This window comes from Superficieibacter sp. 1612_C1 (assembly GCF_015234305.1).
Taxonomy (GTDB): Bacteria; Pseudomonadota; Gammaproteobacteria; order Enterobacterales; family Enterobacteriaceae; genus Superficieibacter.
Genome location: NZ_JADGMI010000005.1, coordinates 369,999 through 392,011, shown reverse-complemented (window position 1 = coordinate 392,011; position 22,013 = coordinate 369,999). Strand labels below are relative to the sequence as shown.

The following is a 22,013-nucleotide window of genomic DNA, read 5'->3' as shown; positions in this document are numbered from 1 at the left end:
CAGGCCGGAGCGTGATTACTCGCCGAGTGTCGCCACCATCACCGCTTTGATGGTATGCATACGGTTTTCCGCTTCATCAAAGACGATGGAGTGCGGCGACTCGAACACCTCTTCCGTGACCTCCAGCCCTTTCATGCCGTAAGCCATTTCGATTTCACGACCGGTTTTAGTGTGTTCGTTATGGAAGGCGGGAAGGCAGTGCATAAATTTCACCTGCGCATTGCCGGTAGCGTCCAGCACCTGCTGATTAATCTGGTAGGGTTTCATCAGGCTGACGCGTTCCGCCCACGCTTCTTTCGGCTCGCCCATTGATACCCATACATCGGTGTAGAGGAAATCGACGCCGTGGACGCCTTCTTCAACGTCCTCGGTGAGGGTGATGCGTGCGCCGGTTTCCCGGGCGATGGTCTGACACTGTGCGACCAGTGCCTCGTCGGGCCAGAAGGATGTCGGGGCCACCAGGCGGATGTCCATCCCCATTTTCGCCGCGCCGACCATCAGGGAGTTGCCCATGTTATTGCGCGCATCGCCCAGATAGGCAAAGCGCAGTTCCGCCAGCGATTTGCCCGGCGCATGCTCCAGCATGGTCATCAGATCGGCGAGAATTTGCGTCGGGTGAAATTCGTCCGTCAGTCCGTTCCACACCGGCACGCCGGCATAAGCGCCCAGCTCCTCAACAATTTGCTGACCAAAGCCGCGGTACTCAATACCGTCGTACATCCGTCCCAGCACCCGCGCGGTATCTTTCATCGACTCTTTATGACCGATTTGCGAGCCGCTGGGGCCGAGGTAGGTGACCTGAGCGCCCTGATCGAAGGCCCCGACTTCAAAGGCGCAGCGGGTACGGGTGGAGGTTTTTTCAAAAATCAGCGCGATATTTTTGCCTTTCAGCATCGGCTTTTCGCGCCCCGCTTTTTTGGCGGCTTTCAGTTCAATGGCCAGATCGATCAGGTACTGTATTTCTGCCGGGGTATAGTCCAGCAGTTTGAGAAAATTGCGGTTTTTTAGAGAGATAGCCATGATTCATTCCTTTTTTTAAATTACAGGGCAGCAGACGTCATGTTTTCCATGCGAATCAACGTGCCTTTATCCCCGGACAAAATGGCTGGGCCATCTGCCAGCGCGCCGATCCCGGCGCGCCCGTGGCAGGCTTCAACGTAGCGGCAGCAGGCCGCGATTTTTGGCCCCATTGACCCGGCATCGAACTGCATATTTCTGAGCAACTCCGGCGTCGCCTGAATCAAGGGGCGCTGCCCCGGCGTGCCCCAGTCGAGGTACACCGCATCTGCATCGGTCAGGATAAGCAGCGCGTCGGCATGAAGCTGGCGGGCCAGCAGCGCGGCAGAGAGATCTTTGTCGATCACCGCTTCAACGCCGTGGTAGCCGTCGGCTTTTTGCACCACCGGAACGCCGCCGCCGCCGTTGCAGATCACCAGGTGATCGCGTTCGAGCAGCGCCTGAATGGCATCGCTTTCCACAATGTGAGCGGGGAGAGGTGAGGGCACGACGCGGCGAAACCAGCGGCCATCGGCCTTAAACGTCCAGCCTTTCTCCTGGCTGAGCGCGTCGGCCTGCATCTGGTCATACACCGGACCAATGTATTTGGTCGGGTTGCTGAAGGCCGGATCGTCGGCATCGACTTCGACCTGTGTGAGCAGCACGCTGATATGGCGTTCAGGAAGTTGATTTTTAAGCGACTGCTGAAGCATATAGCCAATCATCCCCTGACTTTCCGCGCCGAGAATGTCGAGCGGATAAGGCGTAACGGCATCGCAGGCGCTGTTCTGTAACGCCAGCAGGCCCACCTGCGGCCCGTTGCCATGCACCAGCACCACGCGCCATTGCCGGGTCAGGCTGGCAATTGTCGCCGCCGCCAGATCGATATTTTTACGCTGAATATCCGCTTCCAGCGGCTCGCCGCGTTTTAACAGCGCGTTGCCGCCGAGCGCGACGACCAGAGTGGGTTTCATGTCCATCACAGGCTCCTTAAATGCCATCGCGTTGCAGTGGGCAGCTCATGCAGCGTGCGCCGCCGCGTCCGCGACCCAGTTCGTCGCCGGGGATCGGCAGCACGGTGATACCGGCTTTGTCATATTTTTCGTTGGTCCAGACGTTGCGCTCGTAGCCCACCACCACGCCAGGGCGCAGGGTCAGCACGTTATTGGCGTCGTTCCACTGTTCGCGCTCGGCTTCGAAGGCATCGCCGCCGGTGGTGATCAGCTGCACCTGATCAATACCCAGCGCTTTTTCGATGGCGTGCAGCAGGCTGGTTTCCTGAACGCGATCCAGCCCGCCTCGTCCGTCCGGCGTCAGGGTCCAGCACTGGGATTCTTTGCGAACCACTTCGGGGTAAACGGAGAAGGTGTCAACATCGATGTGGGTCATCACCGTATCGAGATGCATACAGGAGCGATGTTTGGGCAGTTCGACCACCACCACGCGTTCGGCCTGGCGGTGTTTAAATAAGGCGGTGGCAAGGAATTCCACGCCCTGCGGGGTCGTCCGTTCGGAGAGACCAATCAGGACAGCCCCGCGTCCAATGACTAATACATCGCCCCCTTCGAGGGTGGCGTGATCGTAATTAATATTCTCGTCGCCGAAATATTTTATAAAATCGCCGTTGGCAAATGCCGGATGCCAGCGATAAATAGCCCGCAAATTGTTGGTTTCCCGCTGACGTGCCGGTTTTGCCATGGGATTAATCGACACACCGTTATAAATCCAGCATGACGTATCGCGGGTAAATAAATGATTAGGCAACGGCTTCATAATAAAATCATTCGCGTCGTGGGTATCCACTACAATATTTTTTATAAATGAAGGAATTTCTCCGTAGGTCAGACCGCCGCTTAAATGACGCGCCAGTTGCCGGTGCTGCATATCCGCCAGCCAGCTGCGAACGTCGGAAGCAAAGCCCGGCCCGAGGCGATAATCCGACACCTGAGTGGTCAGCAGCCACTCTTTCGCTTCAGGAATATCAAGCGTTTGCGCCAGAAGATCGGTTAATAACAGCACTTCCACGCCCTGATCGCGCAGGGTGCTGGCAAAAATGTCATGCTCGGCTCCCGCCCGTTCAACGGATAAGACATCATCAAACAGCAATTCCTGGCAATTTGACGGGGTTAATCTTTTCAGGCTCAGATTAGGTCGATGAAGCATCACGCTTCGCAATGTTCCCACCTCGGAACCGACATAATTTTTTTCCATAATTATTCCTTGATGCTTTTTATAAATAAAAAGAGAGGTCGGCTAAAATGTATTTCGCGTTTGCCGGTAGCAATTAATGTCGTGATGGATAATAGGTTTTTTAAAGGCGGAAAATGTGATGCAGGTCACGCGATAATAGCTGTTGAAAGAATTGTTTATTATTTATGACGGTTGTCAGGAATTCGTTATTTAAATTACCACAGAGAATGAATGAATACGCTTTAATGGCCTGGATTATTCTTGTTTGTTAATAATATGTTGTTCCGTTAAATATATCTTAATATTGTAAGTGATTGAAAAGAAGCAACTTAATAAGTTGTCTTTTATCGTTATGCAGAAATACCACGATATTATTTAGCCCCTAAGCTAAATCAGTAAATAATTATGCCTTATTGCTGCAAAAATCCTGGCATCTAAAGTGTGATGGATCAATTGTTTTTATTATAAATACTTATTTTTCAATCAATTAAGTGTGGATTCTGTATTTACATTTTTCAGAGTATGCATAATTAGTGCATAAAAAGCGAAGCGCGATCACAGCTGATTAATCTCTTATCCGATAAACATGCGCTATCGCAAGTCTTCGACAGAAACGGGTGGCGGGCTGGTTTGATTGATCGTATAACGGAGGAAATGAAACATCGTTTTAATTAAGAGGGGTTATCATGATTGTTGGCAACATTCACCATCTGCAAAGCTGGCTACCGACGGAACTGCGTCAGGCTATTGAACATGTTAAAGCGCACGTCACCGATGCTACCGCAACCGGCAAATATGAGATCGACGGCAGCCGCCTGTTCTATATTCTTTCTGAAGATATGACCGAGCCTTTCGAAAAGCGTCGCGCGGAATACCATGCCCGTTATCTCGACATCCAAATCATTCTGAAAGGCCAGGAAGGAATGACCTTCAGTACGCTCCCGGCGGGTACACCGGACACGGACTGGCTGGCGGATAAAGACATCGCCTTCTTACCGGAGGGCGAGCAGGAGAAAACGGTAGTGCTGAGCGAAGGGGATTTTGTGGTGTTCTATCCGGGCGAAGTCCACAAGCCGCTTTGCGCGGTCGGTACGCCAGCGCAGGGGCGTAAAGTGGTGGTGAAACTGCTGGTGGAATGAGGCGGGAATTAGCGCTGCGAACGATCGCAGCGCTACAGCGTCTATTTCGCCAGTGTCGCCACCATCACTGCCTTAATGGTGTGCATCCGGTTTTCCGCCTGATCGAACACAATGCTGGCGGCAGACTCAAACACCTCATCCGTCACTTCCATGCCGCCTTGCAGACCATACTCTGCGACCATCTGCTTACCGAGAAGGGTTTGATCATCGTGGAACGCGGGGAGACAGTGCAGAAACTTCACCTGCGGGTTGCCGGTTAACTGCATCATATTGCTGTTCACCTGATAATCACGCAGCAGGGCGATACGCTCGGCCCACTTCTCTTTGGCTTCCCCCATCGATACCCAGACGTCGGTATAGATAAAGTCCGCGCCCTTCACGCCCGCCGCGACATCCTCCGTCAGGGTGATTTTACCGCCGGTCTGCGCCGCCAGCGCCTTGCACTCGGCAACCAGGCGCTCTTCCGGCCAGCAGGCTTTTGGGGCCACCAGACGCAAATCAAGCCCGGTAAGCGCTGCGGCTTCCAGCATGGTATTGCCCATGTTATTGCGTGCATCGCCTGCATAGACCAGCGTCATCTCATTAAATTTTTTACCCGGCAGATGCTCCTGCATGGTCAGCAGATCGGCCAGCAGCTGCGTCGGGTGAAACTCATTGGTCAGCCCGTTCCACACCGGCACCCCGGCAAACTCCGCCAGCGTTTCGACCACCTCCTGCCCGTGGCCGCGGTACTGAATGCCGTCATACATCCGGCCCAGCACGCGGGCGGTATCTTTGATCGATTCTTTATGACCAATCTGGCTGCCGCTGGGGCCAAGATACGTGACGCGCGCGCCCTGGTCGTATGCGGCAACTTCGAAAGAGCATCGTGTACGGGTGGAGTCTTTTTCGAAGATGAGCGCGATGTTTTTACCGCTAAGCTGCGGCACTTCCTGGCCCTGTTTTTTGTCCGCCTTCAGTCTGGCGGCGAGTTGCAGCAGGGTGTTGATTTCCGCAGGGGTGAAATCAAGTAACTTTAAAAAGTGTTTCTGGTAGAACGACGACATATTTCCCTCTCATGACGTAGGTCACTAGTTGCATTAAAATTCAATTTATCTGTATGAATATTCAATTGCAAGCCCTGTGCATAAATCTTTGCTGGATGGACTGGAGGCAATGTCAGCGGTGTGTGACAATAGAAGTAACTGCGGCAATTTATGAGGAACTCGCCATGGCAAACCCGGAATACCTGGAAGAGCAGCGCGAAGAGACGCGCTTGACCATTGAAGAATTAATTGAAGACGGCAGCGATCCTGATGCCCTGTACACCATTGAACATCATCTTTCCGCTGACGACTTCGATACGCTGGAGAAATTTGCGGTAGAAGCCTTCAAACTGGGTTACGAAGTGACCGAGCCGGAAGAGCTGGAAGTGGAAGAGGGCGATACAGTCATCTGTTGCGACATCCTCAGCGAATGCGCGCTGAATGCCGATCTGATCGACGCGCAGGTGGAACAGCTGATGACGCTGGCTGAAAAATTCAACGTCGAATATGACGGCTGGGGCACCTACTTCGAAGATCCCGACGCCGAAGACGGCGACGAGGATGACATCGACGAAGATGACGACGGCGTGCGTCACTAAGTTACCGACCCGGTGCGGCAGCCTCGGCTGCCGCACGCTCAGGACCGTTCATGAATTACCAGCACTTACTCTCTCCCGTTACCCAATTCCTGCACTGCCCGACGCCTCAGGCGTGGATCGATAAAGCCCGCGATCCGGCAAACCTCCCGCTGTTACTCACCGACCATATGGTCTGCGAACTGAAAGCCGCGCAAACCGCGATGCTGCTGGTGCGTAAGTATGTTGCCGATAAAGAGGGCGGCGATGTGCTGCTGGCGTGGCTGCAACCTTATGAAGCCTTTACTTTCCGCGAAGGGCCAGAGCCTGACTTCCTGGCGCTGCATAAGCAAATTGGTAAAAGCGTGATGCCCCGTACCGACGATCCGTGGGGACGCCAGCTGATCGACAGCATGCTGCTGTTAATCAAAGAAGAATTACACCATTTCTGGCAGGTGCGCGAGGCGATGGCGGTGCGTAGTATTCCTTACGTCAAAATCACCGCCAGCCGCTATGCTAAAGGCATGCTGAAAGAGGTGCGCACCCACGAGCCGCTGACGCTGATCGACAAGCTGATTTGCGGTGCGTATATCGAAGCCCGCTCCTGCGAACGCTTTGCCGCGCTTGCGCCGTATCTGGATGAGGATCTGCAAAAGTTCTACCTCTCCCTGCTACGCTCAGAAGCGCGTCATTATCAGGATTATCTCGCGCTGGCGCAGCAGATTGCCGGTGATGACATCACGCCACGCGTGCGGCATTTCGGGCACATCGAGGCGGCGCTTATTACGACAGAGGACAATGAGTTCCGTTTTCATAGCGGGGTTCCGGTCTGACAACACAGGACATCACATGAAAAAATGGTCAACTGCAGTGCTGGCAGGCATCATCTCGTTTATGGCTTTTGCCTGGATCGCCCACCGCTCCCCGGCTAAAACGGACGATGAACAATTCGACGCGATTGTCAGTACCATGCCGACTTATCAGGTATTGAAAGAGCAGGAGCCGCAGCTTTGGGAGTCTATTCGTACCCGCGCGTTGACCATGCAAAAAGAGGGTAAAACCGAGCAGCAGATCGTTGATGCGATCCAGCCGCAGGTGTTGAACCTGCAAATGCAGCGTCTGCAAACTGCGCCGGATGAAAATGTAGTGGCTTACATGAAAATCAATATGGAGCAGACCGCCGCCGTGCAGAAAGTCAGCGATGATGACTGCTACCGTTTTCTGTTCCCGGATGTGAAAGGGGGAATTAACCCGATGCGCATTCTGTCGCAGGAGATGTTCAATCGCCGCATGGAGATTGACGCCGCCATGATGCGTGCCGCTATGGGGCCGAACAAGCATACCGTGACGCCGCAGGAGCGGGAACATGCGCAGCAGGATATCCAGCCTGTTGCGCAGCAGATGAGTAAAAAATATGGGCAGGATTTGTCGATTATGTCCAATCCGGCCAGTGGTGTTGGCAAAGAGAAAATCACCTGTAATATCGTGCAGGATCTGTGGAATAGCGTCCTGACGTTACCGCAGGATAAAGCGGCGGGCGTGATTCGTTTTGCGATTGATTCATCGAATTAATTCCGACGGGCCTGTGTGAAATCATTTCAGGCCCGCAGTTCTTTATTCTCTTTTATAGATGCCAAAATAGCGCTTCAGACATTTATATCCTGTAAAAAGAGAATAAATGTTATTTAAAGATCTTTAAGCATCCGCACTTCACAATCCACATGGCCGGTGCAGCCCAGCGGGCCATCAATATGTTTAAAGCCCAGCCGTTCATATAGCCCTATCGCTTCTTTAAGAAAGGCGGTAGTTTCCAGATAGCAGCGTTTAAACCCCAGCTCACGGGCATGATCCAGCGCCATCAGCGCCAGCTTTTTCGCCAGTCCCTGACCGCGAATCGACGGCAGAAAATACATCTTCTGTAATTCACAGATATCCGGCTCGCTACAGGCCAGCGGCGCAATGCCGCCGCCACCAACGACCTTACCATTCTGCTCAACCACCCAATAGGCGTGACCCGGCTGACTATAGAGTTGATACAGTTCATCCAGATTCGGATCGGCTACCGTATAGCCTTTATCGGCCGTGAGGCCGTATTCGGCGGAAACCTGACGGATAACGGCGGCAATAGCCGGGTTATCCTGAGCCGTCAGGCGGCGCAGCGCGAGCGTGCTGACTACATTCATAACATTACCCAATTGCACATATCATACTTATGCATTTATTTAATACCATTCTCTCTAATGCGGCGCAAGCGACTTATAAAGTGGCAAATTTTTTTGTCAGACAGGACGGGAAGAGAGTATTGTACTGCCACAGGCCTTAGCCTGTTTTAAAAACAGTTATCTTAGTTATGGATTTGTTAATTTAGGGACGTTTTATGAACAAAGCTATAAATAGCACGGATGCTCAGTGCCATCCGTTTGTCTTTCGCGGCGATGGCGGAAAATATTTTCTTATTTGTTTGGTGAATGTTTTATTGTGCATTATTACGCTGGGTATTTATACCCCGTGGGCGCTGATGAAATGCCGCCGCTATATTTATTCTAATATGGAAGTTAACGGCCAGAGTTTTTCTTATGGCGTAACGGGTGGGAATATTTTCGTAAGTTTGCTGTTTTTCATGGTTATTTATATTGCCGTTCTGGTATCGATAGTAGCGCGTATTCCCGCTTTGGCCATTGTCCTGGTGATTGCCTTGTTTGTCCTGTTGCCATTTATGGTCGTGAAAGGGTTACGCTATCAGGCGGTGATGACCAGTCTGAACGGCGTACGTTTCGGCTTTAGTTGTTCGATGAAACGGTTCTGGTGGGTAATGGTGGGCTTGCCGATCGTATTGGCTATCGTACTGGGCCTGTGCGTTTTACTCATTGCAAAGATGTGTCCGGCAGATAGTGCGAGCGAAATGATTATATCAGGCGTTGTCCTGGCGCTGGTATGTATAGTGGCGATTGGCATTTTTAACGGTACCTTGTTTAGTAAGATAATGCCGTTCCTCTGGAATAATATTAGTTTTGGCATACATCGTTTCGAGGTGAAATTAGATACTGGCTACTGTATTAAATTCGCGATTCTGGCGTTTGTTACTCTGATCCCCTTTATAGGCGTGGCGGGGTATATCATGTTCGATCAGTTTATGGATGAAATGCGGGGCGGTTCCTTATACGGAGCCAGTGACATAATGGACATGAGCGAGATTATGGAGGGACTGCGCACGAGGATTATCGCGCAGGTGGTTTATTATTTTGGTATTGCGATCAGTACCAGTTATTTAACGGTCTCCCTGCGTAACCATTTCATGAGCCGACTTTCACTGGACGGCGGGCGTATTCGTTTCCGCTCGACAATGAACTACTCCGGTATGCTTTACCGGATGTGTGCATTAGTGGTGGTTTCTGGCATTACTGGCGGCCTGGCGTATCCTTTGCTGAAAATCTGGATGATCTCCTGGCAGGCGCAAAACACGCAGGTGATTGGCGATCTGGACGCGCTGGCGTTAGAGAATAATGACCAGCAAGCCGATGCTGGCGTCCTGGCGAAAGTGTCGCGTGGTGTCATGCCCGCCTTGCCGTTCCTGTAATCATAAAAAAGGCCGGAACAGGTTCCGGCCTCAGCGTGTTGTCGAACGTTAATCCGGGGAAGCATGCCGGGTGGCGCTTCGCTTACCCGGCCTACAAAACCCAAGATATCAATGTGTTATGCCTGTAGGCCCGCGCAAGCGAAGCGCCGCCAGGCAGAGCGGGCTTACAGCGCGCTAATTACCGCCTGCTGCTCAATCAGCTTCGCTTTCGCTTCGGCATACCCTTCCAGCTTCTCACGCTCTTTAGCAATCACCGCTTCCGGCGCGCGCGCTACAAAACCTTCGTTGGACAGCTTGGCTTCGATACGGCTCACTTCACCCTCGACTTTCGCTACTTCTTTCGCCAGACGCGCCAGCTCGGCATCTTTGTCGATAAGCCCCGCCATCGGGATCAGCAGCTCGGCACCGTCGATGATTTTAGTGACCGAAACCGGACCTTTATCATCAGCTGGCAGCACGGTAATGCTTTCCAGACGCGCCAGGGTTTGCAGGAAGCTGCGGTTGTCGTTCACGCGACGGGTCGCGTCGGCGCTTGCGCCGCGCAGCAGCAGTTCCAGCGGTTTACCCGGAGAGATATTCATCTCCGCACGAATGTTACGCACCGCGATGATCGCCTGCTTCAGCCACTCGGTATCGGCCAGCGCCGCTTCATCAACCTGCGCCGCATCATACTGCGGGAACGGTTGCAGCATGATAGTGTCGCCGGTGTTACCGCAAATCACTTTCACGCGCTGCCAGATAGTCTCGGTAATGAACGGGATGATCGGATGCGCCAGGCGCAGCAGACCTTCCAGCACGGTTACCAGCGTGTGACGCGTACCGCGCAGTTCAGACTCAGAACCGCCGTTCATCACCGGCTTGGTCAGCTCCAGATACCAGTCGCAGAACTGGTTCCAGGTGAACTCATACAGGATGCCCGCCGCGATGTCGAAGCGGTAGCTATCCAGCGCGTCACGGTAGGCTTTGATGGTCTGGTTGAACTCCGCCAGGATCCAGCGATCTGCCAGCGACAGGGTCATTTCGCCGCCGTTGAAGCCGCAATCCTGATCTTCGGTGTTCATCAGCACAAAACGGCTGGCGTTCCACAGCTTGTTACAGAAGTTACGGTAACCTTCCAGACGCTTCATATCCCAGTTGATATCGCGACCGGTAGAGGCCAGCGCCGCCAGGGTGAAGCGCAGGGCGTCGGTGCCGTGCGGCTCGATGCCGTTCGGGAACTGCTTCTCGGTGCGCTTGCGAATTTTGTCCGCCAGCTGCGGCTGCATCATGTTACCGGTACGTTTCTCCAGCAGATCCGCCAGGGAGATACCGTCAACCATATCCAGCGGGTCGATGACGTTGCCCTTGGACTTGGACATCTTCTGCCCTTCGTCATCACGGATCAGGCCGGTCATATAGACGGTATGGAACGGCACTTGCGGCTTACCGTTTTCATCTTTGATAAAGTGCATGGTCATCATGATCATGCGGGCGATCCAGAAGAAGATGATGTCAAAGCCGGAGACCATCACGCTGGTCGGGTGGAACTGACGCAGGGCGTCGGTATTTTCCGGCCAGCCGAGGGTGGAGAAGGTCCACAGCGCGGAGGAGAACCAGGTGTCCAGAACGTCTTCGTCCTGACGAAGCGCAACGTCCGCGCCCAGGCTGTTTTCCTGACGCACTTCGTCCTCGGTGCGGCCAACGTAGACGTTGCCTTCGTTGTCATACCATGCCGGGATGCGGTGACCCCACCACAGCTGACGGGAGATACACCAGTCCTGAATATCGCGCATCCAGGAGAAGTACATGTTTTCGTACTGTTTCGGTACGAACTGAATATCGCCATTCTCAACCGCTTCAACCGCCGGTTTCGCCAGTACATCGGCACGGACGTACCACTGGTCGGTCAGCATTGGTTCAATGACCACGCCGCCACGGTCGCCGTACGGGACGGTCAGGTCGTGCGGTTTGATCTCTTCCAGCAGGCCGAGGGCGTCAACGGCGGCGACCATCGCTTTACGCGCGGCAAAGCGCTCCAGCTTCTGGAACTCCGCCGGGATATCGCTGGCATAAACCTCAGACTCTTCGCCTTTGGTATCGAACACCTGGGCGCTTTCACGGATATCGCCGTCAAAGGTCAGAATGTTAATCATCGGAAGCTGGTGGCGTTTGCCGACTTCATAGTCGTTAAAGTCGTGCGCCGGGGTGATTTTCACGCAGCCGGTGCCTTTTTCCATATCGGCGTGTTCGTCGCCGACAATCGGAATGCGACGGTTAACCAGCGGCAGCACCACGAATTTGCCAATCAGATCTTTATAACGCGGATCTTCCGGGTTAACGGCCACGCCGGTATCGCCAAGCAGGGTTTCCGGACGGGTGGTGGCGACCACCAGGTAATCTTTACCGTCGGCGGTTTTTGCGCCGTCGGCCAGCGGATAGCGGATGTGCCACATTGAGCCTTTCGACTCGCGGTTTTCCACTTCGAGGTCAGAAATCGCGGTACGCAGTTTCGGGTCCCAGTTGACCAGACGCTTACCGCGATAAATCAGATCTTCTTTGTACAGGCGGACAAAGACTTCTTTCACGGCATTGGAAAGACCTTCGTCCATGGTGAAGCGCTCGCGCTCCCAGTCCACGGAGTTGCCGAGACGGCGCATCTGACGGGTAATCGTGCCGCCGGATTCCGCTTTCCACTGCCAGATTTTGTCGATAAAGGCATCGCGACCGTAATCGTGGCGGGTTTTGCCCTCTTCGGCAGCGATTTTACGCTCAACCACCATCTGAGTCGCGATACCCGCGTGGTCGGTCCCCGCCTGCCACAGGGTGTTTTTACCCTGCATGCGCTGGTAGCGGATCATGGTATCCATGATGGTTTGCTGGAAAGCATGACCCATATGCAAGCTGCCGGTGACGTTCGGCGGCGGGATCATGATGCAGAAGCTGTCCTGGCTTTCATCACCGTTGGGTTTGAAATAGCCCTGCTTTTCCCACTGCTCGTAAAGCGGCTGTTCGATATCTTGCGGGTTGTATGTCTTTTCCATTATTTCCAGGCTGCCGTATTCAGGTTAAAACCAGCCACGCGGTAGGCTTTGTAGCGTTCGCGTGCCAGTTGTTTCAAAGAGTCTTCATAAGGGACGAAGTCTACCACTTCTGTGAAAGCGGTGGCAAAATCTGCGAAGTTTGTCCGCAGGCTGATGAGGATATCGCGCGGACTGCTGTTACGCTTCTGCGGCCAGGCGATCTCCACCGGCGCGCCGCCGCGCGGACCTTCGCCTGCCAGATTATGCGGCACAAAGCTCTCCGCCGGGCGCGCCCACAGCGCTTCATCGAGGCGGATCGCCTGTTGCTCATCTTCGCAGGCGATCAGCACGCGTTTGCCGTTGCGCCAACGTTCTGCGGCAATTTCACACACCAGTTGTTCCACGGCGCTCAGGCCGTCGGTAGTGGTGTCGTTGTCCAGAAGGTAGAACGTTGCGTTTTTCATATAGGGCTTCTTGTGATGACGTTACCGGTGAAGGCCGGGTAGCCCGGCCTGGGTTTGGTGCTTTTAATGCCGGGTGGCGCTGCGCTTACCCGGCCTGGGATTTGGTGCCTTTAATGCCGGGTGGCGCTGCGCTTACCCGGCCTGGGATTTGTTGCCTTAATGCCGGGTGGCGCTGCGCTTACCCGGCCTACGATTTGCTGCCGTTTGTAGGCCGGGTAAGGCGAAGCCGCCACCCGGCATGGCGCATTACTCGTCGCCGTTCAATCCGGCGCGATTCAACAGGAACTGCGACAGCAGCGCCACCGGACGTCCGGTCGCCCCTTTGGCCTTGCCGGAGCGCCAGGCGGTACCGGCGATATCCAGGTGCGCCCAGTTATATTTACGGGCAAAACGCGCCAGGAAGCAACCGGCGGTGATAGCACCACCAGGACGCCCGCCGATATTCGCCATATCCGCAAAATTGGACTCCAGCTGATCCTGGAACTCATCGGCTAGCGGCAGACGCCATGCGCGATCGCCCGCCTGTTCGGACGCGCCGATCAGCTCGTGCGCCAGCGGGTTATGATTTGCCATCAGGCCGGTAATATGGTGGCCCAGGGCGATCACGCAGGCACCGGTCAGCGTCGCCACGTCAATCACCGTCTCCGGCTCGAAACGCTCAACATAGGTCAGCACGTCGCACAGCACCAGACGGCCTTCGGCGTCAGTATTCAGCACCTCAACCGTCTGACCGGACATGGTGGTCAGCACGTCACCCGGACGATACGCGCGGCCGCCAGGCATATTTTCACAGCCCGCCAGCACACCGATGACGTTAATCGGAAGCTGAAGTTCCGCCACCATCCGCATCACGCCGTACACCGCCGCCGCGCCGCACATGTCATACTTCATCTCGTCCATCCCTTCGGACGGCTTGATGGAGATACCGCCGGAGTCAAAGGTCAGCCCTTTGCCCACCAGCACAATCGGACGTGCGTCTTCGGAGGTATCGCCTTTGTACTCGATCACCGACATCAGCGACTCGTTCTGCGAGCCCGCGCCGACCGCCAGATAGGAGTGCATCCCCAGCTCTTTCATCTGCTGCTCGCCAATCACGCGAGTAATGACGTTTTTGCTGTAGCTGTCTGCCAGCTGGCGCGCCTGAGAGGCGAGGTAGGCAGCGTTACAGATATTCGGCGGCATATTGCCGAGATCTTTCGCGGCCTTGATCCCGGCGGCAATCGCCAGACCGTGCTGGATGGCGCGCTCGCCGCTGGTCAGCTCTCGGCGGGTCGGCACGTTGAACACCAGCTTACGCAGCGGACGACGCGGCTCGCTCCTGGTGGTTTTGAGCTGATCAAAGGTGTACAGCGTCTCTTTCGCCGTCTCCACCGCCTGACGCACTTTCCAGTAGTTATTGCGCCCTTTGACGTGCAGTTCGGTCAGGAAGCAGACCGCTTCCATCGAACCGGTGTCGTTAAGGGTATTGATCGTTTTCTGAATCACCTGCTTATACTGACGCTCATCCAGCTCACGCTCTTTGCCGCAGCCGATCAGCAGAATACGCTCTGACAGGACGTTCGGCACATGATGAAGCAGCAAGGTCTGCCCCGGTTTACCCTCCAGCTCGCCACGACGCAGCAACGCGCTAATATAGCCGTCGCTGATTTTATCGAGCTGTTCGGCAATCGGGGAGAGGCGGCGCGGTTCAAAGACGCCCACGACGATACACGCGCTCCGCTGTTTCTCCGGGCTACCGCTTTTTACACTGAACTCCATGCACTACGCTCCTGAATCTTAAAGACAACAGCGGAAGCTGCGGATAGAATTGCAAGCTTTCGTAACTCATGTCCGCTGTTGCGGTGACTTCGTGATAATCTTACTGTGACGGTTTAAACACCTCAGAGCGTTTCTGAAGCGACCATACTGCTAAGTAAAACTATCTTAGCGATGTTTTCAACGACTCAAGAGCATAAATGACGTTTAAGCCATGAAACAAGCGATTTTCCAGCAAAAAGACGGGTTTTTACAGGCGTATTTAAAGTGATAATCATAAGATATCTGGTGCGGGAGACGCTCAAAAGCCAGCTGGCGATCCTTTTCATCCTGCTTCTGATCTTCTTCTGTCAGAAACTGGTACGAATTCTGGGCGCGGCGGTTGACGGCGAAATCCCAACGAACCTGGTGCTCTCGCTGCTGGGGCTGGGCGTGCCTGAGATGGCGCAGCTTATTCTGCCGCTCAGCCTGTTCCTCGGGCTGCTGATGACGCTGGGCAAACTGTATACCGAAAGTGAAATTACGGTAATGCACGCCTGCGGCCTGAGCAAGGCTGTGCTGGTGAAGGCGGCGCTGATCCTCGCGCTGTTCACCGGCATCGTCGCGGCGGTGAACGTAATGTGGGCGGGGCCGTGGTCCTCCCGGCATCAGGATGAAGTGCTGGCGGATGCCAAAGCCAACCCCGGCATGGCGGCGCTGGCGCAGGGCCAGTTCCAGCAGGCCACCGACGGCAACTCGGTGCTGTTTATTGAGAGCGTCAGCGGCAACAGCTTCCACGACGTGTTCCTCGCCCAGTTGCGGCCAAAAGGCAACGCGCGTCCTTCTGTCGTGGTCGCGGACTCCGGCCAGATGGCCCAGCATAAAGACGGCTCCCAGAGCGTGACCTTAAACAAAGGCACCCGCTTCGAAGGCACCGCGATGCTGCGCGACTTCCGTATTACCGATTTCCAGAACTACCAGGCGATTATCGGCCATCAGGCGGTGACGCTCGATCCTGACGATACCGATCAGATGAACATGCGTACTCTGTGGAACACTGATACTGACCGGGCGCGGGCCGAACTACACTGGCGCTTCACGCTGGTGGCCACCGTGTTCATTATGGCATTGATGGTGGTGCCGCTGAGCGTGGTCAACCCGCGTCAGGGACGCGTACTGTCGATGCTGCCGGCAATGCTGCTGTACCTGATTTTCTTCCTGGTGCAGACCTCGCTAAAATCCAACGGCAGCAAAGGCAAGCTGGACCCGATGATCTGGATGTGGGCGGTGAACCTGCTTTACTTTGCGGTTGCCGTCGCCCTGAACCTGTGGGATACGGTGCCGATGCGCCGTCTGCGTGCCGGTTTCACGCGTAAAGGAGCGGTATAATGCAGGCATTTGGCGTACTTGACCGCTATATCGGCAAGACCATTTTCAACACCATCATGATGACGTTGTTCATGCTGGTGTCGCTCTCCGGCATCATCAAGTTTGTCGACCAGCTAAAAAAAGCCGGGCAGGGGAGCTATGACGCGCTGGGTGCGGGGATGTTTACCATCCTCAGCGTGCCGAAAGATATCCAGACCTTCTTCCCGATGGCGGCGCTGCTTGGCGCGCTGTTAGGGCTGGGGATGCTGGCGCAGCGCAGCGAGCTGGTGGTGATGCAGGCTTCCGGCTACACCCGCCTCCAGGTGGCGCTGTCGGTAATGAAAACCGCTATCCCGCTGGTCTTGCTGACGATGGCCATCGGTGAGTGGGTCGCGCCGCAGGGCGAGCAGATGGCGCGTAACTACCGCGCCCAGGCGATGTACGGCGGCTCGCTGCTGTCAACGCAGCAGGGCTTGTGGGCGAAAGACGGCGACGATTTCGTCTACATTGAGCGCATCAAAGGTGACGATGAACTGGGCGGCGTGAGCATTTATGCGTTTAACGACCAGCGTCGCTTGCAGTCGGTGCGCTACGCCGCCTCGGCTAAATTCGACAAAGACCGCGGGCAGTGGAATCTGTCGCAGGTGGACGAGTCCAACCTGAAAGATCCGAAACAGATCACCGGCACCCAGACCGTCACCAGCACCTGGAAAACTAACCTTACCCCGGACAAACTGGGTGTGGTGGCGCTGGAGCCGGACGCGCTCTCCATCAGCGGCCTGCACAGCTACAGCCGCTACTTGCAGTCGAGCGGCCAGGATGCGGGGCGCTACCAGCTTAAGATGTGGAGTAAAATCTTCCAGCCGCTGTCGGTGGCGGTGATGATGCTGATGGCGCTGTCGTTTATCTTCGGTCCGCTGCGTAGCGTGCCAATGGGCGTGCGGGTAGTCACCGGCATCAGCTTCGGCTTTATCTTCTACGTGCTGGATCAGATCTTCGGTCCGCTGACGCTGGTGTATAACATTCCGCCGATCCTCGGCGCACTGCTGCCCAGCGCGCTGTTTTTCCTCATCAGCCTGCTGTTGATGATGAAACGGGCCTGACGCCTCTCCCTTCATCCGCCTGCGGATGAAGGGATTTTCTGCTTTTCTCGGTTTATCCCGCTGCGCGAACTATGCTTTCCCTGTGTTCCACTTATTTCAGGGAAATTATGTCCAGATTCTTTTTTAATGACCGCAAACAGCTGGTCAACGACGCCATCGAAGGGATTGTTCTCTCCGCTCCACACGCCAACCTCGTTCGCCTCGACATCGACCCGGCGATCCGCGTTGTCGCCCGCGCCGACTGGGATAAAGGCCGCGTGGCGGTGATCTCCGGTGGCGGCTCCGGCCACGAACCGGCCCACGCCGGGTTTGTCGGTAAAGGGATGCTCACCGCCGCCGTCTGCGGCGACCTCTTCGCCTCGCCGAGCGTCGATGCGGTACTGAACGCCATCGTCGCCGTCACCGGCGATCGCGGCTGCCTGCTGATCGTCAAAAACTACACCGGCGACCGTCTCAACTTTGGTCTCGCCGCCGAGAAAGCCAAACGCTACGGCCTGAAGGTCGAGATGGTGATCGTCGCCGACGATATCGCGCTGCCGGACAATAAACAGCCGCGCGGCATCGCCGGCACAGCGCTGGTGCATAAAATCGCGGGCTACGCCGCCGAGCAGGGCAAAAGCCTGAGCGAAGTGCGTGACATCGCGCAGGAGACCAGCGACAACCTGTACAGCCTCGGCGTGGCGATGCAGACCTGCAACCTGCCGGGCAGCGGCGACGAAGAAGGCCGCATTCCGGCGGGCCAGGCCGAGCTGGGGCTGGGCATCCACGGCGAACCGGGCGCGTCCACCCTCGACACCCATAACAGCAAAGCCATCATCGACGCGCTGGTCGCCCCGCTGCGCGAACAGGCGGGTGAGGGCCGCTTTGCCGTCCTTATCAACAACCTCGGCGGCGTCTCGGCGCTGGAGATGGCGCTGCTCACCAGAGAGCTGGCGCACTCGGCGTTAAAAGATCAGATTGCGTATCTGATCGGCCCCGCGCCGCTGGTCAGCTCGCTGGACATGAAAGGCTTCTCCCTCTCGCTGCTGCGTCTTAACGAGCACTTTGAACAGGCGCTCAACGCCAGCGTCGAGACCGTCGGCTGGCAAAAACCGGTGGCCTTCGCACCGTTAAAAACCGCGCCGCATACCAAAATTTATGACAGCGTGGAGGCCGAGCCGTCGGACCACCCACGAGTAAAACAGCTCGTTGCCACCGCCACCCGGACGCTGATCGACCTTGAGAACCGCCTTAACGCGCTGGATGCCAAAGTGGGCGACGGCGACACCGGCTCTACCTTCGCCGAAGGCGCGCGCGACATCGCGCAGTTGCTTGAACAGGGCAAACTGCCGCTCAACAATCCCGCCCAGCTTCTGCTACTGGTCGGCGAGCGGCTGGCCACGGTGATGGGCGGCTCCAGCGGCGTACTGATGTCGATCTTCTTCACCGCCGCCGGGCAGGCAGTACAGGATGGCACCGCGCTGCCGGAGGCGCTGCTCACCGGACTGAAACAGATGAAACACTACGGCGGAGCCGATTTGGGCGACCGAACGTTGATCGACGCCCTGCAACCGGCGCTGGACGCGCTGCGCAAAGGCGATATTCAAACCGCCGCCAAAGCCGCGCAGCAGGGCGCTGACAATACCGCAACAATGCAGAAGGCGGGCGCAGGACGCTCATCCTACGTCAACAGCCAGAACCTCGACGGCGTCACCGACCCCGGTGCCGTCGCGGTCGCCGAGGTCTTTGCCGCGCTGGTAAAAGGCTAATAAAAAGGCCGGGGCATTTACCCCGGCCAGTTAATCGCGCTCGCTCAACCACTCCAGGCTGTAGGCCGGTGCAAGCGTAGCGCAACGCCCGACATTTCAGACCGTAGGCCGGTGCAAGCGCAGCGCCGCCCGGCATTCACAACGCCAGAGTCAACGCCCGACATTTCAGATCGTAGGCCGGTGCAAGCGTAGCGCCGTCCGGCATTTAAGCGCCCAAAGCCTGAGCCTTGCCCTTAAAAATCCGCCTTCAATACCACGCGATAACGGGCTTTCCCCTCGCGCACGTGCTTCAGCGCTTCGTTAATCTGCGACATCGGGAACTCCTCGGTCGTCGGCGCAACCTTCGCCCGACCGGCAAACTTCATCAGCTTACGCAGTTCATACGGCGTACCCGTCGCCGACCCGGAGATACTGCGGTCCCCGCCAATCAGGGTAAACGCCGGTACCGGCAGCGGCTTCAGTACCGCACCCACCGTGTGGAAATTACCGCCATACGCCAGCGCTTCAAAATAGGGCTGCCAGTCCAGATCGACGTTCACCGTATTAATAATCAGATCGAACTGACCCGCCAGCGCCTTCAGCGCCTGTGGATCGCGGCTGTTCACCACCTTATCCGCGCCCATCTTCAGCACTTCCTGCTCCTTCGCCGGGTTCGAACTGAACGCCGTCACCTCGCAGCCCATCGCGTGCAGCAGCTTAATGGCGATATGCCCCAGCCCGCCGATTCCAATCACCCCGACGCGGCTGGTGGCCGTCACATGATGCATCAGCAGCGGCTTAAACACGGTGATCCCGCCGCACAGCAGCGGACCCGCCGACTCGATATCAATACTCTCCGGCAGCGGAATAACCCACTGCCAGTCCGCGCGCAGCTTATCGGCAAAACCGCCACGATTTAAAATGGTCGGCACCGCGCCTTCCAGACAGTTAATCTGATTGCCGCTGATACAGGCATCGCAGTGCCCGCAGCTACGCGCCGTCCAGCCAACTCCCACGCGCTGACCCACTTTCAGGCCCTTGTCCTGCGCATCGCTGCCGAGCGCCACCACGCGACCAATCACCTCATGACCGGCCACCAGCGGATAGTGCGACATTCCCCACTCGTTATCGATCATCGACAAATCCGAGTGGCAGATCCCGCAGTAATCCACCTGCACCTCGACGTCCTGCGCCTTTAGTTCACCCGCGTCGTACTCGTACAATTCCAGATCGCTACCGGCTTCTTTTGCGGCATAGCTTTTAATTGTGGACATGGTTTACCCCTCGTGTGGTGTTGAATGGGAAGTGTAGAGCATGGGAAGAGGGGGCGCTTGGCTGAAGAGGGCATGGGGGGAGTGGGCTATTTTAGGAATGAGTTGATTACGCTGTTTTTTTCGACACTTAGCGCGGCGTATGTACGCTGCCGCTTGCAAGGTTGCGTATGACAGGTATAATCCACAACGTTTTCCGCATACCTCTTCCAGTGCCGGAGTGGCGAAATCGGTAGACGCAGTTGATTCAAAATCAACCGTAGAAATACGTGCCGGTTCGAGTCCGGCCTTCGGCACCAAAATTACATAAATAGACGTCAATCGACGTCTTTTTTATGTCCGAAATCCGCGCCACACAAGGCTTTACCCGCTTTTTCCCTCAACTGAAGTCAACCTAACTCAACCCACATCAACAAGCTTGTGAGTATACTAATGAGTATATTTGTCGATTCGATATTGCTTGTATACTCACGATATACCAATGGAAGGAGGACCATTATGGCCCTAACGGATACTAAAGTTCGTTCTGCGAAACCTGAGGAGAAAGAGTATTCACTTGTTGACGGCGACGGCATGTCCTTACTTGTAAAACCTAACGGCTCAAAGTATTGGCGATTTCGTTTCCGTTTTGGCGGTAAACAGCATTTGATGGCGTTTGGCGTCTATCCTGAAATCTCGTTAGCTAATGCCAGACAAAAGAGAGAAGAGGCCAGAAAGCTGGTTGCTGCTGGCATTGATCCTCGTGAGCATAAGCGTGCTTTAAAAGAAGAGCAGGCTAAAGAGATTATTACTTTCGAGAAGGTTGCCAGAGAGTGGCTTGCGACTAACCAAAAATGGTCGGAAGATCATGCTAATCGCGTAAAAAAGAGCCTGGAGGACAATATCTTCCCGGCAATTGGTACTCGCAATATTGCTGAATTGGGCACTCGTGACTTACTGGCACCCATTAAAGCGGTGGAACTGTCTGGACGTCTTGAGGTGGCTTCTCGTCTCCAGCAGCGTACCACGGCCATCATGCGTTATGCAGTGCAAAGCGGCCTGATTGATTACAACCCAGCGCAGGAGATGGCTGGAGCCGTCGCCTCTGGCAATCGACAACATCGCCCGGCGCTGGAATTAAAGCGTATCCCTGAGTTACTTGAGAAAATAGACGGCTATACCGGCAGGCCGCTAACCCGCTGGGCAACTGAGCTCACTTTGCTTATCTTTATTCGCTCCAGTGAGCTGCGCTTTGCTCGCTGGTCAGAGATCGATTTTGAAACGTCAATATGGACTATCCCGCCTGAGCGAGAGCCTATTCCCGGCGTGAAACATTCTCAGCGAGGAGCAAAGATGCGTACACCTCATCTGGTCCCGCTTTCAAAGCAGGCGCTGGCGATTCTGAAGCAGATAAAACAGTTTTGCGGAGAGCACGAGCTCATTTTTATTGGCGATCACGATCCGCGTAAGCCTATGAGCGAGAACACGGTAAACAGTGCGCTACGGGTGATGGGCTATGACACTAAAGTTGAGGTTTGCGGCCACGGCTTCCGCACAATGGCTTGTAGTTCGTTAATTGAGTCAGGGCTATGGTCGAAGGATGCGGTGGAGCGCCAGATGAGCCATATGGAACGTAACTCGGTACGCGCAGCATATATCCATAAAGCGGAACATCTGGATGAACGCAAGTTGATGCTGCAATGGTGGGCGGATTTTCTGGATGCGAACCGGGAGAAGACTATCAGCCCGTTTGATTTTGCGAAAATTAATAACCCCATGCTGACCAGATGATACGTGCTGCAATATGTTGGCCCATAACTCCGTAGAGTAAACATGAGTTATTACATAAAGAAGGCATCCGTACTT

Annotated in this window: 18 protein-coding genes and 1 tRNA gene; 10 read left to right on the top strand and 9 right to left on the bottom strand. The window is 55.4% G+C overall.

Features of this window, described 5'->3' with window-relative positions:
* Positions 1–15: 15 nt before the first annotated feature.
* Genes argF (INT84_RS18680) through arcA form a run of 3 tightly spaced genes read right to left on the bottom strand, consistent with a single transcriptional unit; the run spans position 16 to position 3,207 of the window.
* Entirely contained in the window at positions 16–1,020 is a 1,005-nt protein-coding gene (argF, locus tag INT84_RS18680; protein WP_194207995.1) for an ornithine carbamoyltransferase, read from the bottom strand.
* 20 nt (positions 1,021–1,040) lie between these two features.
* Complete coding sequence (arcC, locus tag INT84_RS18675; protein WP_194207994.1) at positions 1,041–1,976, bottom strand: carbamate kinase; 936 nt, start codon at positions 1,974–1,976, stop codon at positions 1,041–1,043.
* A 10-nt stretch (positions 1,977–1,986) separates the two neighbouring features.
* Positions 1,987–3,207 (bottom strand): arginine deiminase, encoded by a 1,221-nt coding sequence (gene arcA / locus INT84_RS18670; protein WP_194207993.1) that lies wholly within the window; start codon positions 3,205–3,207, stop codon positions 1,987–1,989.
* Positions 3,208–3,872: 665 nt separating this feature from the next.
* Between arcA and INT84_RS18665 the strand changes: the two genes are divergently transcribed.
* The gene (locus INT84_RS18665; RefSeq protein WP_194207992.1) at positions 3,873–4,325 is read left to right on the top strand and encodes a YhcH/YjgK/YiaL family protein; all 453 of its coding nucleotides are present in this window, start codon (positions 3,873–3,875) and stop codon (positions 4,323–4,325) included.
* A gap of 41 nt (positions 4,326–4,366) precedes the next feature.
* On the opposite strand, the gene argF (INT84_RS18660) is transcribed toward INT84_RS18665, so the two are convergent.
* Positions 4,367–5,371: an ornithine carbamoyltransferase gene (argF, locus tag INT84_RS18660; protein ID WP_194207991.1), complete on the bottom strand. Its 1,005-nt coding sequence runs from the start codon at positions 5,369–5,371 to the stop codon at positions 4,367–4,369.
* Between the two features lie 164 nt (positions 5,372–5,535).
* Here argF (INT84_RS18660) and rraB point away from each other — a divergent pair, with 164 nt between their 5' ends.
* The 3 genes from rraB to INT84_RS18645 are packed head-to-tail and all read left to right on the top strand — an operon-like array spanning position 5,536 to position 7,497.
* Complete coding sequence (gene rraB / locus INT84_RS18655) at positions 5,536–5,949, top strand: ribonuclease E inhibitor RraB (protein ID WP_176919512.1); 414 nt, start codon at positions 5,536–5,538, stop codon at positions 5,947–5,949.
* 50 nt (positions 5,950–5,999) lie between these two features.
* A complete protein-coding gene (miaE, locus tag INT84_RS18650; RefSeq protein WP_194207990.1) occupies positions 6,000–6,758 on the top strand; it encodes a tRNA isopentenyl-2-thiomethyl-A-37 hydroxylase MiaE in 759 nt (252 codons plus the stop codon).
* Positions 6,759–6,774: 16 nt separating this feature from the next.
* A complete protein-coding gene (locus tag INT84_RS18645) occupies positions 6,775–7,497 on the top strand; it encodes a topoisomerase II (protein ID WP_194207989.1) in 723 nt (240 codons plus the stop codon).
* Between the two features lie 113 nt (positions 7,498–7,610).
* Here INT84_RS18645 and INT84_RS18640 read toward each other — a convergent pair whose 3' ends face one another.
* Entirely contained in the window at positions 7,611–8,108 is a 498-nt protein-coding gene (locus tag INT84_RS18640) for a GNAT family N-acetyltransferase (RefSeq protein WP_194207988.1), read from the bottom strand.
* A gap of 194 nt (positions 8,109–8,302) precedes the next feature.
* Here INT84_RS18640 and INT84_RS18635 point away from each other — a divergent pair, with 194 nt between their 5' ends.
* Positions 8,303–9,502, top strand: coding sequence for a YjgN family protein (locus INT84_RS18635; protein ID WP_194207987.1), 1,200 nt, complete (start codon positions 8,303–8,305; stop codon positions 9,500–9,502).
* 164 nt (positions 9,503–9,666) lie between these two features.
* Here the strand turns inward: INT84_RS18635 and INT84_RS18630 are convergent, their stop codons facing one another.
* The 3 genes from INT84_RS18630 to pepA all read right to left on the bottom strand — a co-directional run bounded on the left by INT84_RS18630 (position 9,667) and on the right by pepA (position 14,723).
* Positions 9,667–12,522, bottom strand: coding sequence for a valine--tRNA ligase (locus INT84_RS18630; RefSeq protein WP_194207986.1), 2,856 nt, complete (start codon positions 12,520–12,522; stop codon positions 9,667–9,669).
* On the bottom strand, positions 12,522–12,965 hold the full coding sequence (holC, locus tag INT84_RS18625) for a DNA polymerase III subunit chi (protein WP_194207985.1): 444 nt from the start codon (positions 12,963–12,965) through the stop codon (positions 12,522–12,524). The genes INT84_RS18630 and holC overlap by 1 nt, the downstream gene beginning before the upstream one ends.
* A 246-nt stretch (positions 12,966–13,211) precedes the next feature.
* Positions 13,212–14,723 carry a leucyl aminopeptidase gene (gene pepA / locus INT84_RS18620; RefSeq protein ID WP_194207984.1) on the bottom strand — a complete coding sequence of 504 codons (1,512 nt, stop codon included), beginning with the start codon at positions 14,721–14,723 and terminating at the stop codon, positions 13,212–13,214.
* A gap of 264 nt (positions 14,724–14,987) precedes the next feature.
* On the opposite strand from pepA, the gene lptF reads away from it, so the two are divergent.
* The 3 genes from lptF (at position 14,988) to INT84_RS18605 (ending at position 18,918) form a co-directional block, all read left to right on the top strand.
* On the top strand, positions 14,988–16,088 hold the full coding sequence (gene lptF, locus INT84_RS18615) for an LPS export ABC transporter permease LptF (protein WP_194207983.1): 1,101 nt from the start codon (positions 14,988–14,990) through the stop codon (positions 16,086–16,088).
* Positions 16,088–17,170 carry an LPS export ABC transporter permease LptG gene (gene lptG / locus INT84_RS18610; RefSeq protein ID WP_194207982.1) on the top strand — a complete coding sequence of 361 codons (1,083 nt, stop codon included), beginning with the start codon at positions 16,088–16,090 and terminating at the stop codon, positions 17,168–17,170. Before lptF ends, lptG begins: the two co-directional genes overlap by 1 nt.
* 107 nt (positions 17,171–17,277) lie before the next feature.
* The gene (locus INT84_RS18605) at positions 17,278–18,918 is read left to right on the top strand and encodes a dihydroxyacetone kinase subunit DhaK (RefSeq protein WP_194207981.1); all 1,641 of its coding nucleotides are present in this window, start codon (positions 17,278–17,280) and stop codon (positions 18,916–18,918) included.
* 233 nt (positions 18,919–19,151) lie between these two features.
* Here INT84_RS18605 and INT84_RS18600 read toward each other — a convergent pair whose 3' ends face one another.
* Positions 19,152–20,171, bottom strand: a complete 1,020-nt coding sequence (locus INT84_RS18600) for an NAD(P)-dependent alcohol dehydrogenase (RefSeq protein WP_176919523.1) — start codon at positions 20,169–20,171, stop codon at positions 19,152–19,154.
* A 211-nt stretch (positions 20,172–20,382) separates the two neighbouring features.
* Between INT84_RS18600 and INT84_RS18595 the strand changes: the two genes are divergently transcribed.
* Both INT84_RS18595 and INT84_RS18590 read left to right on the top strand, forming a co-directional pair.
* Positions 20,383–20,467 (top strand) — tRNA-Leu (locus INT84_RS18595).
* A gap of 199 nt (positions 20,468–20,666) precedes the next feature.
* Complete coding sequence (locus INT84_RS18590) at positions 20,667–21,938, top strand: integrase arm-type DNA-binding domain-containing protein (protein ID WP_194207980.1); 1,272 nt, start codon at positions 20,667–20,669, stop codon at positions 21,936–21,938.
* Positions 21,939–22,013 lie beyond the last annotated feature (75 nt).

Excerpts from the sequence above, each read along its gene's own strand:
- argF (WP_194207995.1), bottom strand. The coding sequence starts at position 1,020 with ATGGCTATCTCTCTAAAAAACCGCAATTTTCTCAAACTGCTGGACTAT.
- arcC (WP_194207994.1), bottom strand. The coding sequence starts at position 1,976 with ATGGACATGAAACCCACTCTGGTCGTCGCGCTCGGCGGCAACGCGCTG.
- arcA (WP_194207993.1), bottom strand. The coding sequence starts at position 3,207 with ATGGAAAAAAATTATGTCGGTTCCGAGGTGGGAACATTGCGAAGCGTG.
- INT84_RS18665 (WP_194207992.1), top strand. The coding sequence starts at position 3,873 with ATGATTGTTGGCAACATTCACCATCTGCAAAGCTGGCTACCGACGGAA.
- argF (WP_194207991.1), bottom strand. The coding sequence starts at position 5,371 with ATGTCGTCGTTCTACCAGAAACACTTTTTAAAGTTACTTGATTTCACC.
- rraB (WP_176919512.1), top strand. The coding sequence starts at position 5,536 with ATGGCAAACCCGGAATACCTGGAAGAGCAGCGCGAAGAGACGCGCTTG.
- miaE (WP_194207990.1), top strand. The coding sequence starts at position 6,000 with ATGAATTACCAGCACTTACTCTCTCCCGTTACCCAATTCCTGCACTGC.
- INT84_RS18645 (WP_194207989.1), top strand. The coding sequence starts at position 6,775 with ATGAAAAAATGGTCAACTGCAGTGCTGGCAGGCATCATCTCGTTTATG.
- INT84_RS18640 (WP_194207988.1), bottom strand. The coding sequence starts at position 8,108 with ATGAATGTAGTCAGCACGCTCGCGCTGCGCCGCCTGACGGCTCAGGAT.
- INT84_RS18635 (WP_194207987.1), top strand. The coding sequence starts at position 8,303 with ATGAACAAAGCTATAAATAGCACGGATGCTCAGTGCCATCCGTTTGTC.
- INT84_RS18630 (WP_194207986.1), bottom strand. The coding sequence starts at position 12,522 with ATGGAAAAGACATACAACCCGCAAGATATCGAACAGCCGCTTTACGAG.
- holC (WP_194207985.1), bottom strand. The coding sequence starts at position 12,965 with ATGAAAAACGCAACGTTCTACCTTCTGGACAACGACACCACTACCGAC.
- pepA (WP_194207984.1), bottom strand. The coding sequence starts at position 14,723 with ATGGAGTTCAGTGTAAAAAGCGGTAGCCCGGAGAAACAGCGGAGCGCG.
- lptG (WP_194207982.1), top strand. The coding sequence starts at position 16,088 with ATGCAGGCATTTGGCGTACTTGACCGCTATATCGGCAAGACCATTTTC.
- INT84_RS18605 (WP_194207981.1), top strand. The coding sequence starts at position 17,278 with ATGTCCAGATTCTTTTTTAATGACCGCAAACAGCTGGTCAACGACGCC.
- INT84_RS18600 (WP_176919523.1), bottom strand. The coding sequence starts at position 20,171 with ATGTCCACAATTAAAAGCTATGCCGCAAAAGAAGCCGGTAGCGATCTG.
- INT84_RS18590 (WP_194207980.1), top strand. The coding sequence starts at position 20,667 with ATGGCCCTAACGGATACTAAAGTTCGTTCTGCGAAACCTGAGGAGAAA.